Consider the following 14418-nt stretch of genomic DNA (forward strand, 5'->3'; position numbering starts at 1 on the left):
CGACGGCCTTGGCCGCCATCAAGGCAGCGCATTGGACCCGTGGCTGATCGGGCAACCGAACAGGTCGCCCAGCCAGTCCGCCACCTTCTCCAGCTCATAGCCCAGCGCGACCATGGCCTGCTGCACTTCGGCCGCCAGGGCGCCGAGGCTTTGCAGCACCGAGGCGAGGTCCTTGCCCAGTTGCTTGAACTGGTCCTGCAGGATCTGGCCGACAAGCTGCAGGCCGTTGACGAAGTTGCGCCACTGGTCCTTGACCCAGGCCACGAAGCTGCTCAGGCCGGACAGCACCGCCTGGATCAGGGCCGAGGCCTCCTGCTTCAACGCGGTGAGCAGGTGGCCCGCCACGTCCTTGAGCTGAGCGATGACGCCGGCCACGTTCACGTTCAGCAGGGTGTAGGGGCTGGCCTCGTCGCCCAGGTGCAGGTCGAGTCCGAACAGGCTGAAGTCGAAATACCCGGTCACCACCAGCGCCTGCATCGAGGCCGAGAAGCCCAGGCCGGCCGCCACGCTGAAATCGGGCAGCTGGATTTTGGGCACCAGCGTCACGCCCCAGAGGGTGATGCCGTCCCACTCGATGTCGTGCCAGCCGAAGTTGAAGCCGAACGAAGCGCTGAGCTGCTTGGCCTGCGGATTGAGCATGAACGTGATGCGGTCGCCGGCCCACGCGCCGCATCCCCCCGTCGGCTGGCCGTTCTGCACCGCATAGTCCAGCTGGAACTGGTTGTCGGTGGTGGCGAGTGCGTAGAGGTGGTCTTCCACCACGTCCAGGAACTTCAGGTACAGCGACGAATAGAAGCGTACCGGATTGCCGCCATTGATCTGCGGCACCACGATGCCATCCGGCGTGGCGGCGATCGCCAGCATCGGACCCTGGCCGTTCGGCTTGCTGGTGGTGGGGTCCCAGCCGGACAGCGCAAACACACTGCCCCAGGCAATCGCTTTCTGCACCAGGATGTAGCCGGAAAAGCCGGCCTTGGCATCGGCCGATTCGGCCAGCGTGGCCGTCACCTGCACATCGTCCTGGTCCAGTAGGCTGAACTCGGCCTGCAGCCCGAAGCCGGCCGGGAACGGGCCTCGGTCGCCGATCTTCTGCAGCTGCGCCCCTTCCACGAACCAGAAGGTGAACTGCTTGATGCTGATGATCTCGTCGAGAAAGCGCACCACGTCGGCGATCTCGGGCTCGTGGTCGTTGTCCAGCGTCTGCGGGGAGAAGTCGAGCGCGAAGGCGGCGTTGAACACATTGGACAGCTGCATCGGCTGCTGGTCGGCCTGCGTCCAGACCGCGATGCCGTTGGGCACCTCGAAATCCACCACCTCCACTTCGAAACCCACGTCGAACTCGTACTGCGGCGCTTTGGGGTTTTGCAGCTTGAGGTCACCGCCCGCGCTCAGCGTCACGCCAGCGGCCTCGGCACCCACCGTCACCGTGCCCTGCAGCTCGACGATGTCCACGGTCTGCAGGCCGAAGGGCTGATTCCAGTTCTGCAACGTGAGGGTGATGCTCAGATCTCCCTGCGACGGAACGATGCTGCCCGTCAGGCCCAGCGCGATCTCGGTGCTGGCATCGGGCCGGAAGACACCGGACGCACTGGCGCTCGCGCTGCTGCTGCCCTGGCCCGGGTCTTCCCATTCGAGCTTGAAGCCGTGGAACTCGAACACCCCGTTGCCCTGGGCACTGAACGTGTTCTTCAGCACCGCCTTGAGCGTCTTGTCGCCGCCGTCCTTGGCATAGGTGGCGAACAAGGCCAGCTGCGACACGTCGCCCATGAAGTTGGCGATCGCCTTCAGGGAGTCGGTGAGTTGCAACGACGAAAACAGCACGAAGCCGGGGGCGATATCGAAATCGGCCGCGATCGCGGGCACATCGTCCGCGCTCAGCAGGCCGAGCGAGGCCAGGCTGCCGGACTGGCCCGCGATGGTAGAAACGACCACCCCGCTGTCGTTAAAGGTCAGTGCCGACAAGGGCGTCCACAGCGACCCCGGCGACCACTGCTGGACCACCGCGCCGAACATGACGCCCGCGCCCTGGTCGGTGCGCTGCACGCTGAGCGCGGCATTCATGAAGGGCTGGTCGGAGTACAGCAGGCTGCCTTGCCCGTTGAACTGGATGGACGGGCCCGTGGCGTAACTCAGCGTCAACTGCCCCTGGGAAAAGGCGATCTGGTTGGCCGGCGTCCAGTCCAGTTCCGCAGGCCACAGGCTTTGCAGCGGCCATTGCAGGCTCGCGCCCATGGTGGCGCTCAGCGCCATCTCCACGCCGCTGTCGCCGCGGCTGAACGTCAGCACCACCTGCGCATCGGTGTACTGCTTGCTGGTGAGCGTCAGCGTGGCGCCGCTCGGGGTCGCCTGCAGATCGAGATCGGCGCCGTCGAGCTGCGCCTGCAGCTGCAGTTGCTTGCTGGACGGATCGACCGCCAGGCTGGCGGACGGGCCGAGCTGCAGCGTGATGCCGTTCAGGTAGTAGCCGAGCGCCGTCTGGATCGGGCCGGGAAACTGGCTTTGGGCCAGTTGCAGAACCTTGCTGGCCGCGTCGGTCTTCAGGACGCCCTGGAGGGTGGTGTAGATGTCGTTGCTCATGGCGTCACTGCCCCAGGTTCTTGAAGGCCGAGCGGGCGAACTGGGTCGCCGCGTCGCTGATCTGCTGGAGGGTGTCGGCAATAGCGTCGTTCAGGGCTGACACCACCTGCTCGATCAACTGCGACTGGCTGAGGAAGGCATTGATGAACATCGCATAGGCACTCTCGTCGTCCGGCAGCGAGATGGTGAGCAGCACATCCTGGTCGCCCGCCACCAGCCGGATCTGGCTGTAGGTCAGCTCCAGGTCGTCCGGCGTATCGCCCGACGCGGTCAGCGCGGTCTGGATGCCCAGCGTGTTGCTGTTGTTCTGGAGGCTGAGATTCAGGGTGCCGCTCAGCGGGATGGGGGCGTTCTGGTTGACCTGCACGTTCAGGGTGAATGGCGTGCTGGCGGTGGCCGGCGGCGAGGGCACCGTGCGGGGGGCACCCTTCACTTTCACCGTCGGCCCGGGGTTCATGGTGCCCAGCAGCAGCGTGGCGCTGGCCTGCGGATTGGTGGGATCGCCCCCAAAGACGATATTGTTCGGAGGCGCCACCACGTTCGACAGCCCCTGGACCGCCAGGCTCTGGAGCACGATGTCCGACAGCGCGATGTTCTGCCCCATGATCGACGTCTTGAAAGGGCCGGGAATGCTCAGGTTGACGGCGGTGTAGGGCTCCAGTACCGGCGATGTCGATCCCAGCACCAGGGTCGGCAGATAGACGTAGCTGCTCGGGTCGTTGAGCGCGCCGCGCGCCCGGTCGAACAGGTATTTGTCCACCGCGTTGGCATCGGTGTCCACGGTGCTGCCTGCCACCTGGGTGCTGCCGAAGATGTCGTCGAAGGCGCTCTTCAACTGCTGGTTGAGCAGCTTCCCGACCTGGGTCCGGTTGCCCGAGTCCATCAGCGCGTTGTTGACCTGGGTGCTCAGCAGTTGGGCCGCATCCCCGGTGGACAGCACCTGCTTGAAGAACTGGCTCCACGGCGCATAGAAGACGCTGGTGTTGATGTAGGCGGGAAAGGGCACCGGCGAGATGCTCTGGTACTGCAGGTTCTGCAGCGTGAACGTGGGCGTGGTGCCTTGCACCGCGACGAGCTGGACGGTGTTCAGGTCGATCTGCAGCGCCGCGCTGTTGCCGGTGCCGTCCACGGCGACGGTCGTTCCCGAAACCACCTTCGCGTTCGACAGGGTCAGCAGCGCGATGCCCGTGGCCAGGCACTCGAAGCCGTTCGCATGGTCGGACGAGAGCGTGAGCCCCAGTGTCGGCGGCGGGGCAACGATGTTCATCTGCTTGTCGACGAAGCACAGGCACTGCTTGAGCGTGAACCCCAGCCCGTCGAAGGCAGTGGGGGGGCTGGTCGTGCTGTCCGTTCCCTTTTCAGGGCCTGCCAGCGCCAGCGGCTGGTTCCAGTCCTGCCCTGTGGAGGCGTAGGCATTGAGGTCCAGCGTGATCTCAGCGGTATAGCCGGCGTTGCTGGTGGTGACCGCCGGGGGCTCTCCACTGACCTGGATGTTCGCCAGCCCCTGGATCTCGATGCTGCTCACGTCCAGATCCGGCCCCACGCCGGGATACGGAATCACGTTCAGGTGCTGCGACATGATGTAGGTCACGGCGGCCTTGGCGTCATCGACCATCTGCTGCGTGACGGGGGGCGTGGGGTTGGTCTGCAGGCTCAGCTGGCCGATCAGCGGAAACAGGGCCTGGAACCAGGACGTGGCCATGTCGGCCGAGATGTCCTGCGCGCCGCCGATGTTGTCCAGGTTCCATTGATTGCCCTTCAGCGGCAGATACTTGTTGCCGCTCCCATCCGTCATGCCGGACAGCGCGACCGGCAGGAAAAGGCTGTTGTCAGGCGCGTTGTCGTTGGCCTTCTGCATCAGCGTGTCGTACACGAAATGGAATAGCTGCAAGCCCATGGCGGCATCCTCTCGAAAATATTGGCGGTCAGTCAGTAGGGTCGGTCCACGACATGCAACGTGATGTCGTGCAATGCCTTCAGGTGCGGGCCGTGGGGCAGGTTCTGCAGGTACTGCACAGCCTGCAGCGCGGTACCCCGCGCCTGGGCATAGGCCAGCGCGAAGGCGTCGGAGCGGCGGATCTCATCGACCCAGGCGTTGATCTGCTCGGGCGGCGGCGTCTGCGTGTCGCGCAGATAGCGCACCATGGGGTGCGCATCGCCGAACAGCTTCATCGCATGGATGATGGGCAGGGTGATGCGCCGCTGGTGCAGGTCGATGCCCCTGCACTTGCCGGCTTCCGCATCGGAATGCGCGAGGTCGAAGATGTCGTCCATCATCTGGAACGCACGGCCCATGTAGCGACCGAAAGAGCCGAGGCGGCGCAACTCCGAGGTGCGCGCGCGCATGAGCGCGGCGCCGGCCTCGCAGGCCAGGCCGAACAGCACGGCGGTCTTGCGGTCCACCGTGGTGAGGTAGCGGCTCATCAGCGAGTCCGGATGCCAGTACGGCTGCGTGGTCATCTCGTCGATCTCGCCGCGGCAGATGTCGAAGGCCGAGTCCAGCACCCATTTCACGAGCTGCATGTCGTTCGCGTCCTCGATCGCATCGACGAAGCAGCGCACGGCCTGCAGGAACTGCATGTCGCCGATCATGATCGCCATCTCGGTGCCGCGCGCGGCGTTGACGCTGGCGTGGCCCCGCCGCAGCGAGGCGTGGTCAATGATGTCGTCGTGGATCAGGCTCGCCACATGCAGCATCTCCAGCGACGCGGAGGCGCGCAGCACCTTGTTCGGCAGCTCGCCGTCGGGCTGGAAAAGCCGCGCGGTCAGCAGCAGCATCAGCGGGCGCAGCTTCTTGCCCCCCTGGTAGAGCGACATCTCCGCATCGGTCAGATAGCCCTGCTGCGGCTGCAGCGCCTGGTCCAATTTCCCCTTGAAGCCCTGCATGTCCGCCGCCATCAGCCCCTGCAGGATGGCGTGGACCGGGTCCGGCGCAGCGGCGCCAATCCTCACGGCTGCGAATCCAGCAGGGCCCTGGCGAGCGGCTGGACCAGCGCGCGCTCCAGTGCATCGGCAATGCGGTCGTGCACCAGGCTTTTGATGAAGCGCGCCTCGGACAAGGCATCGCGCGCGGCCTGCGCCGGGCCGTCGCCCAGGGCACCGTTCCACGCGCCATCGTCGAAGTGCAGGTCGAAGCCGTCCAGCTCGACACGCCCGTCAATCAGGGTCGGTACGCCCTGGTCGCCCTGCGCACCGAACTGCAGATACACATGGCATGCAAGGCGCGCGTGCAGCGCCCCCGTCACCAGGGCCACCGGCTTTTGCGCGGCCACCCGCGCGGCATGCTCGGCGATGTCTGCCTGGAGCTTGCGCACGAACGCGCGCTCGTCCTCGCTGAGCGACCACGTCCAGCTGTTGCCCTGCGCATCGCGGCCGCCGATCGGGCTGCCATTCAGGAAGTTATGCACGTCATCCACCGAAGGCATTGGCGCCGGCGTGCCGTTCTGCACCAATTCGTAGACGCCGTCTTTCTGCAATGGGGGCAAGTCTTCGATCTTGGTCACATTGGGGTTCGTCACCTTGACGTTCTGCACGATGCTCGAGCCAAAGCCCATGGTCGCAGCGGCCGCCTGGTTGTAGGGGTTGGTGGGGTCCGTGGGATTGTTGGGGTCTGCGCCCTTGGCCATGGCGGTCAGGGTGGTGAGCAGGCCCAGCTTCTGGTTCTGGGCATGGCCGTTGTAGTTGGTGGTGATTCCCGTGCTCGAGTTGTAGTAGGTCTTGACGGGATCGTTGACCACCCCCCCCTCGGTCAACGCCGTATTGGTGTCGTCGGCCATTTCGGAGACGGCGGAGTTGCCCCAGCCTTGCTGGAACGCGTACGCCTGGAAATTCTGCTCATTGAACACGTCGTTGAAGGCCGCCCGGTGATTGGAGTAGGTGGTCAGCAGCGTCTGTCCATTGCCGCCGGGCACGTTCTGCAGCAACCCGCGCTGGTCGTTCGCGGTCTGGATCCAGGTGGGATGCGCGTTGTCGTCCCCACTGCCGCCGCGCCGCCGGGCCCCGATGGGCATGGCCGTGCCGGCGCCATCCAGTCCGGTCTCCCAGATCTGCGTGCCTTTCAGGGCGTGCGTGCCTTGCAGTTCAATGCCCTGCAGGCGCACGGCGAGCACGCAGCGGCCTTGCGCATCGCTGCTGCATTCGACCGCGAGCGGCCCGTCGCCGGCCAGCACCAGTTGCATGCCCGACAGGTCGATGCCCAGCGAGCCGCGCGCGAACCCGGCCTGCGCGGGCATGTCGAGCGCGCGCGACAGCGGCAGCATTGGGATGTCCCCGAGCCCGATATGGCGGGGCAAGGCGGCGTTCAGGGTGGCAGCTGGCTGATTCTTCCAGCCGGCTTGAAAAGCTTGCATTCCAGCGCTCATGAAAATTCTCCTCGTGCGATGTGACCGGGTCCGGTGGGCGGGGACGACAGGTCAGGAAACATTGACGGTGGCCGTGATCAGCAGGTGGTCCGCATCCGCGGCGGAAATGTTCAGATTCGACGCCGTCAGACTCAGACTGATGCCTTCGAACGTGATGGGGATGGGCGGCACCGGGAACGAGGCTTTGTCGTTCAGATAGGCCTGCGCCTTGCTCTGGATGGTGGATGTGATGAAGGGCGTGGCAACGCCGATGATGGTGGTCGCCACGTGCTTGAGCAGCCCCGCGTTGAACTTCTCCCACCCGCTGCCGTCTTCGGCGTAGGTGATCGTGAAGCTCGGCAGCGGCTGCAGCTGCAGCTGGACGGTGTTCGACCCCGACACCACGGGGGCGACGGTGAAAGTCAGCGGCGTGGGGCTGGTGGCGAAATCGGCTTTGGCAAAGTCAACCATGGTGTGGCTCCAATCAGGGCAGCAGGTTCGAGGCGGCTTCCAGGGCGCAGGCGGCTGGCACCAGCCACCATGAAACGCCCACCGAGGCGGTGGCGGCGAAGGTGGCGGTGATGTTGATGTTGGGCAGCGTGGATGCCACCGCGATGGAGGCGTTGCTGATCCCGCCGTCGAGCGAGTAGCTTCCTGTCCAGTTGCTGTCGCTGGCATTGACCTGCGCGGCATCCATCTTCTGCACGATCGCACCGCTGTACTGGGCCACCAGCGCGGTCAGCAGCTTGCGGCCGACGAGCACACCCAGCGCCTGCTGCGGCCACTGCACGCCGCTGATATCCGGCGTGCCGTTGGCCACCAGGTTGCTTGCCAGCACCAGGTGCGATCCGGTGACGGTCATGACCGGCGGGGTGAAGCTCTGCCCTTCCACCGTGATGCTGGGTGGGATCTGGTAGCCCTGCAGCAGGGCCTGGACCTTGGTGTAGACGATCCCGCAGATCACCTGGAGCATGAACTCCGTAGCGCCGGTCGGATTGACCGGCAGCACCGCCACCGATCCCAGCTGGATCTGGTTGCCGGACACGGTCACCTGCGCAAACAGGGTGAACGAGAACGTCAGCGGGGATGGCGGCCCGCTCTGCATGTTGAACGTGGTGGACACCGACGCCAGCTGCACCTGGAACATCTGGTCGGTCGGATCTTTCGGCTTCGTCTGGCCCGACGGCACGAACGTGTTCTTGTCGTTCCACTGCGTGAGGGTCGGTGGCGCCAGCACGAACTGGGGCACCGCATCGATGCTCCAGTTGACGGAGGTGATGCCCATCTGGCCCACGTCCTGAACGCCCTGGAACAGCTTCTGCTTGGCCTGGGCATTGGCATACAGCTGGGTCATGCCCTGGTTGAGGGTGCCGGCATCCAGCACCAGCGCGACGTCGTAGCTACTCATATTCCACCTCTCCTTTGCGTGTCGGGTTGGCCGATCGGGGGTTGTGTGTCCAGTAGGTTTCCATCCACTCGCCGCCATGGCGGTAGTGCAACGGAAAATCATCGAAATCGACCGTGGCGCGGCCGCATTGAGGGTCGGCGACCGAGACCGTGCGCTTCGTTCGGCAGTAGCCGTCCACCAGCACGTAATGCTGCGGCCCCGCATGCCAGCGGATCGCCACCGCGACCGGCCGGCCATCGTCTAGCTCGCGCATCAGGCGGCGAAACGGCGGTCGTCCACTGCTCCATCCGGCCAGGCAGTTCACGTAGCGCAGGGTGCGCTCCATCGCGGCTTGCTGGTCGTAGCGGGGCTCCAGGAGAAGCGCGAGTGGCGGCAGGCAGTTGGGAAGCACGTCGTCCGGCGCGAGAATGCGCCAGGCCAGCGTGTCCTGCCGCCAGGAGGTATCGCCGTAGTGCGCGGCGACCGCACAGGTCACCGCGGCCCAGCACCAGTTGGTGCGCAGCTGCGGCTCCAGCGGCAGGTTCAGCGCCTGCCCCGTGCTCGCCCCGGCCTCCTGCCAGGCGGGAAACATCGGGCCGATGCGCTGCGTCGTGCGGGCCAGCGGCTCGATCCTCACCCTCATGGAAAAGGCACGCACTGGGGCAGCGCCTGGTTCAGTTCCCGACTGACGATGCTGTTGATCTGCGATGAGATGAGCCCGCTGATGGCGCCCTTGGCCGCATCCAGAATCAGGTTCTCCACGGGCTGCAGCAGGTAGTTGAGCGGCCCCAGGCCATCGATCCAGACCGAGGCGTTGCCGTAGTTGAAGTTCGCATTCATGCCCGACAGCTGGTTCAGGCAGAGCTTGCCGCCGGCCGTGCCGGCCTGGAACTGCGCCGTGCCGGAGATGCTGGGGTTGTCGATCCGGATGCTGCCGGAGATGCCCGGATCGACGAACAGCACCTTCACGCTGCCACCGGCCTGCGCGCTCAAGGAACTGTTCAGGACCGCATGGAAATTCACCGTACCGGAAATACTGGCACCGGACGAAGTGACGTTGCCAACCACCATGTCCTGGATCTGCAGGGACGAGATGCCCGTGAGATTGGAGACGGAATAAGAAGCCGTGCCCACTCCGATGCTGGCGGACCCCGAGGCGACGTTGGGATACGGGTCATAACCGGCGCCCCGGATGGCCCCACCGATTTCCCCATTGAACTGCGTGACGAGTCCCTGCAGGATTTCGTTGAGGATCTGGGTGAATGGATCACTGCTCATGTCTACATCCTTTGAGGAAAGAAAAAATCACCATCGGGCAAATCAATTCAAGAGCGGGAGCGGTGCATCCGCGCAATGCTTTCTTGTCAAGGCCACGGCGCAACACGTTCCCGTTTTCGTTCAGGCATGGCGAAAAAGGCATCGCCATCAAGGCTTCGATCAGGCCGCGCAAAGGCGCTTTCGACAGCGCCCCTGCCAGAAGTTTCTGAAGAGTGGCTGTGAATATTCTGGTGGGATTGGACGGGTCGCGGCATGAAAGCCGGGCCAATCCTGCTGAAGACTTCTGAAGCGTTCTGAAGACCGCCCCAAGGCATGCACCGGGTGGATGAACGACACAGGCGGTGGCCGCGGCCAAGCGCGGTTTGACCGCGTCCTCAGCGACGCCTGGGAAGAAAGACACCGCGGGGTACCCGCATTTTTTAGGAAAGCAAGACAGGGCCGATCACCCGCCTGTACCGAGGCGGCATGCGCCCATGAACCCCTGCTGCAGCGGCATGGCCGATGCATCGCAGGATGCCAGCGCAGTGGCATGCCAGACCATCCTGGCGCGTGCCAGGCCAGATGCCTGCGTGGAAAGAAAAGTGTGAAGCGCGCCGATAAGCCGGATTCTGTGCACCGCAGTTGCCTGCGGCGTGACCGCCATTACTCTGGGCCGGGTGTCGCCACCACGGCTCGATGCTACCTACCCGCCAGCTCTGCGGAACCACATCAACGCTGGCCTACTTGGTATTGCTGCGCGTAGAGATTGCCCGTTTCACCCGAAGCAGGCGCCGCCCGCTTCGGGTGGCTATGGTCTTTGCGGCTTTCGCCACACACCGCCTGGCTTGCGCCAGCCGTACCCGCTTGCGCGGGTGACCGATAGAACACCTTCGGTGGCTTGCCGCCTGCTTGCGACTCGTCTCTGTTGCTCTGATCCTCACCTCACGGTGGGCAGCCGTTAGCTGCTACGCTGTCCTGTGCAGTCCGGACGTTCCTCCAGTGCCTGGTTTCCCAGATTGCACCAGCGGCGGTCTGGCGCGCTTCACAGGGGCGATTATCGTCCACCGCTGCGCACCCGCTCCCAGTCCAGGCCGAATCGCGACAGGTATTTGCGCAGCCGGTCCGCATCGTTGACCACCGCGCGCTGCGCGCGCGAGGCCTGGAACAACTGCCGCCCCGCGTCAGACAGCGTGCGCGCCCCGCGGCACACCTGCAACACGGCCGCCAACTGCAACCGGTCGAAGAGGTCCATGGCCTGCACCTGTGGCTCGCCCAGCAGTGCGGCCAGATCCACTGCATCGCCATCCTGGCTGCGGCCTGACGAACCGAGGGGTTGCCACAGCCACTGCAGGCGCGCGATCTCCGCCTCCACCAGCGGCAGGCCGATGCGCCCGCCCTCGGCCAGCGTGGCCAGGCGGGTGGCGCTGGCCGACAGGTCGCGGAAGTTGCCGCTCCACAGCGCCTCGGGGGACTGCGCATAGCGCAGGTACACCGACCGCGCCTCGGCCGACAGGCGCACCGTGCGGCCCAGTTCCACGCCGCATCGCGCCAGCAGGTGGTCCACATTGGGCTCGATGTCCTCGGGCCGCTGGGCCAGGCCCGGCAACTGGTAGCTCCACAGGTTGATGCGCGCGTACAGGTCTTCGCGAAAGCGCCCGGCCGCCACCTCGGCCCGCAGGTCGCGGTTGGTGCCGGCGATCAGTTCGAAATCGCTGGCCACCTCGCGGTCGCTGCCCATGGGATAAAACCGCTTTTCCTCCACGGCCTTGAGCAGCATGGCCTGCTCGTCCAGGCCCAACTCACCGATCTCGTCGAGAAACAGCACGCCTTTGTGCGCCGTGCGCAGCAGGCCCGCACGGTCGGCCGCCGCACCGGTGAAGGCGCCTTTCTTGTGCCCGAACAGCGTGGACGCGGCGCCGTCGCCCTGCAGCGTGGCGCAGTTCACCTCCACGAATTCGCCCCCCACCTGGTGGCGGGCTTTCTTCAACTCGAACATGCGCCGCGCCAGATGCGACTTGCCCGCACCGGTCGGCCCGGTAAAGAGGATGGGCGCGCGCGATCGCACCGCCACCCGCTCCACCTCTTCGATCAGCGCGTTGAAACGGGCATTGCGCGTGGCAATGCCGCTCTTGAGGAAATCCACCGCATCGCGCTGCTCGGCGCCGAAGCGCTGGGCGATCACGTCGTAGCGCGACAGGTCCAGATCGATCAGCGCGTAGCTGCCGGGATCGCCCGCCTGCTGGCGCTTTGGGGGCGACGTCTGCACGAGCACGCCCGGAATGCGTCGCGACTCCACCAGCAGGAAAAGGCAGATCTGCGCCACGTGCGTGCCGGTGGTGATGTGCGTCCAATACTCCTCGCGCTCGGTGTCGAAAGCGTAGCCCTGCGTCCAGTCGAAGAGCTTGGCGTAGACCTCGCCGAAGTCCCAGGGGTCGGCAACGGCGAGCGGCACCAGCGCCACCGTGGTTTCGGGCGAGGCCGCCTGGATATCGGTGCGCACCCGCTCGGCCAGTTCCTGGTGGGAAGCTGTGTAGAACAACTCCATCCGCGCGATGACCACGTCGTCGTGCTGCACCAGCGAAAGCGTCGGGCGCCACTTCTCCCAACGCCCTGCCCCCTTGCCCGAGTCGAGTTGGGTGCCCAGAAAGCCGATCACCACGTTTTTCTTCTTCATCTTTTGGATAAAAAACCAGCTAATTTTATAAAAATTAAAGCATTCTACGCTCCATGCAGTGCCGCAGAAATGGCAAGAGAATTAAAAAATATCGAATCAAATCATTGACTTAAGAGATTTTCCATCCATTCAAAACCACAGTTGGCACACCGGTTGCAGTGAAAAAGGAAAGTCGAAAAGACAAATCCACCGAGAACCAAAGAACGGAGCAAAAGCACATGACCAACCACCAACTCTTCCAGACGCTGCGCGGCACCCTGCTCCCCGCTGCCACCGTGCGCAACCAGGCCGGTGGTGTGGCTTATGCCCTGTCGCCCAAGCACCAACTGGCGCAGTTGGCCGCCACCGGCTGCCTCCACAGCACCTTCTATGCCCAGGCGCAGGACCAGCTCGACGCCGTCCAAGCCCTGGCCCGCGAAGTCGATCCGGTGTTCTTGGCGAAGACGGCCCTGTATGTGCGCCGTGCCGGCTCCATGAAAGACATGCCGGCCCTGCTGGCGGCCACGCTGGCGGTTCGCGATGTGGCCCTGCTGGCCCAGGTGTTCGGCCGCGTGATCGACAACGGCAAGATGCTGCGCAATTTCGTGCAGATGCTGCGCTCCGGCGCGGTAGGCCGCAAATCGCTCGGCACGCGTCCGAAAAAGCTGGTGCAGCAATGGCTGCTCGACGCCACCGAGGCGCAACTGCTGAACGCCGCCGTGGGCAACACGCCGTCGCTGGCCGACGTGGTGAAGATGGTGCACCCCAAGCCCACGGAAGCCTGGCGCGCCGCGTGGTTCGCCTGGCTGATCGGTCGCCCTTATGCGCAGGAGGCGCTGCCTCCACTGACGCAGGCCTTCGAACGCTTCAAGCAAGACCGCACGCAGCCCGTGCCCGACGTGCCTTTCCAGATGCTGACCGCGCTGGAGCTGGACGCATCGGCCTGGGCCACGATTGCACAGCGCGGCTCGTGGCAGATGGTGCGCCAGAACCTGAACACCTTTGCCCGGCATGGCGTGTTCGCGCTGCCAGGCCTGGCCGATGCCGTGGCCGCCAAGCTGCGTGACCCGCAGGCCGTGGCCAAGGCCCGCGTGCTGCCGTACCAGTTGATGGCGGCGTACACCGCCTGCGGCGCCGACGTGCCGACGGTGGTGAAGGAAGCGCTGCAGGATGCGATGGAACTCGCGCTGGCCAATGTGCCGCAGTTCGAAGGCCGCGTGGTGGTTTGCCCCGATGTGTCGGGCTCGATGGGCTCGCCGGTGACGGGCCACCGGGGCTCAGCGACCTCCGCGGTGCGGTGCATCGACGTGGCCGCCCTGGTGGCCGCTGCCGTGCTGCGCCGCAATGCGGATGCGCGTGTGCTGCCCTTCGAAACGAAGGTGGTGCCGCTGCCACTGAATCCCCGCGATTCGGTCATGACCAATGCGGCCAAGCTGGCCGCGGTGGGCGGCGGCGGAACGTCGTGCAGCGCACCGCTGGCCCTGCTGAACCGCGAGAAGGCGCAGGCCGAGCTGGTGGTGCTGGTGTCCGACAACGAATCGTGGGCCGACCGTGCACGGGGCCGGGGCACCGCGACCATGCAGGAGTGGGCGGCGTTCAAGCAGCGCAACCCGACGGCCCGGCTGGTGTGCATCGACATCCAGCCTTGCGCAACGACGCAGGCGCAGGAGCAGCCCGATGTGCTGAACATCGGCGGCTTCAGCGACGAAGTGTTCAAGCTGCTGGCGGTGTATGCCGCAGGGGGCATGGTCGCGGCGCATTGGGTCGGAGTGATCGAGGACACCCCGATCTGACGATCGGCGAGAAGGTGCCATGAATGCCAATTCAGGGCACCCGATCGTGGGAATGACGGCTGTCGTTCGGCGAATGCAGGTGTGACTACATCCCGGTCGCACCGCCTGTTTGTCGCCGAACGGGAAGGCCATCGATGAATGAATGTGCGAATGCAGGCAGGACTACATCTGGAGGGACCGGGGTTCGAATCCCAGCGCCGCACCGCGGCGTGGTCCATGTCTTGCCACCCTTGTCGCACTGCTTTTTTTGCAGCGAATGCTGACGGAACTACAGACTTCTACTCTCGTGGTCGCGGGTTCGAATCCCGCCGGTCGAAAGCCGTAGCTCAGTGGTAGAGCACGACGTTTCGTCGATCCTTGTCGCTGCTTTTTTTGTGTGTTTGCGAGGTGAATGCAGACGGGTTTACAGGT

At 65.1% G+C, this 14418-nt stretch carries 11 protein-coding genes and 1 other RNA gene; 1 reads left to right on the forward strand and 11 read right to left on the reverse strand.

Annotated features, from left to right (window positions below):
• Positions 1–18 precede the first annotated feature (18 nt).
• From R1Z03_RS17475 to rtcR, 11 genes are all read right to left on the reverse strand, one after another.
• Positions 19–2577, reverse strand: coding sequence for a hypothetical protein (locus R1Z03_RS17475; protein ID WP_317353332.1), 2559 nt, complete (start codon positions 2575–2577; stop codon positions 19–21).
• A gap of 4 nt (positions 2578–2581) precedes the next feature.
• Positions 2582–4474: a hypothetical protein gene (locus R1Z03_RS17480; protein ID WP_317353335.1), complete on the reverse strand. Its 1893-nt coding sequence runs from the start codon at positions 4472–4474 to the stop codon at positions 2582–2584.
• Positions 4475–4506: 32 nt separating this feature from the next.
• Entirely contained in the window at positions 4507–5529 is a 1023-nt protein-coding gene (locus tag R1Z03_RS17485; RefSeq protein ID WP_284429670.1) for a polyprenyl synthetase family protein, read from the reverse strand.
• Positions 5526–6926, reverse strand: coding sequence for a hypothetical protein (locus tag R1Z03_RS17490; protein ID WP_284404771.1), 1401 nt, complete (start codon positions 6924–6926; stop codon positions 5526–5528). Before R1Z03_RS17490 ends, R1Z03_RS17485 begins: the two co-directional genes overlap by 4 nt.
• A gap of 63 nt (positions 6927–6989) precedes the next feature.
• Positions 6990–7388 (reverse strand): hypothetical protein, encoded by a 399-nt coding sequence (locus R1Z03_RS17495; protein WP_272565253.1) that lies wholly within the window; start codon positions 7386–7388, stop codon positions 6990–6992.
• Between the two features lie 13 nt (positions 7389–7401).
• Entirely contained in the window at positions 7402–8325 is a 924-nt protein-coding gene (locus tag R1Z03_RS17500) for a hypothetical protein (protein ID WP_317353342.1), read from the reverse strand.
• On the reverse strand, positions 8318–8947 hold the full coding sequence (locus tag R1Z03_RS17505) for a C39 family peptidase (RefSeq protein ID WP_317353345.1): 630 nt from the start codon (positions 8945–8947) through the stop codon (positions 8318–8320). Before R1Z03_RS17505 ends, R1Z03_RS17500 begins: the two co-directional genes overlap by 8 nt.
• On the reverse strand, positions 8944–9582 hold the full coding sequence (locus R1Z03_RS17510; RefSeq protein WP_317353348.1) for a hypothetical protein: 639 nt from the start codon (positions 9580–9582) through the stop codon (positions 8944–8946). The genes R1Z03_RS17505 and R1Z03_RS17510 overlap by 4 nt, the downstream gene beginning before the upstream one ends.
• Complete coding sequence (locus tag R1Z03_RS17515) at positions 9572–9982, reverse strand: hypothetical protein (protein WP_317353351.1); 411 nt, start codon at positions 9980–9982, stop codon at positions 9572–9574. The genes R1Z03_RS17510 and R1Z03_RS17515 overlap by 11 nt, the downstream gene beginning before the upstream one ends.
• 181 nt (positions 9983–10163) lie before the next feature.
• Positions 10164–10605: RNase P RNA component class A (rnpB, locus tag R1Z03_RS17520), an RNA gene on the reverse strand.
• 10 nt (positions 10606–10615) lie between these two features.
• Positions 10616–12235, reverse strand: a complete 1620-nt coding sequence (gene rtcR, locus R1Z03_RS17525; protein ID WP_317353354.1) for an RNA repair transcriptional activator RtcR — start codon at positions 12233–12235, stop codon at positions 10616–10618.
• Between the two features lie 218 nt (positions 12236–12453).
• On the opposite strand from rtcR, the gene R1Z03_RS17530 reads away from it, so the two are divergent.
• Positions 12454–14007, forward strand: coding sequence for an RNA-binding protein (locus tag R1Z03_RS17530; RefSeq protein ID WP_317353357.1), 1554 nt, complete (start codon positions 12454–12456; stop codon positions 14005–14007).
• Positions 14008–14418 lie beyond the last annotated feature (411 nt).

Source organism: Acidovorax sp. BLS4 (assembly GCF_032929295.1).
Classification (GTDB): domain Bacteria; phylum Pseudomonadota; class Gammaproteobacteria; order Burkholderiales; family Burkholderiaceae_C; genus Paracidovorax.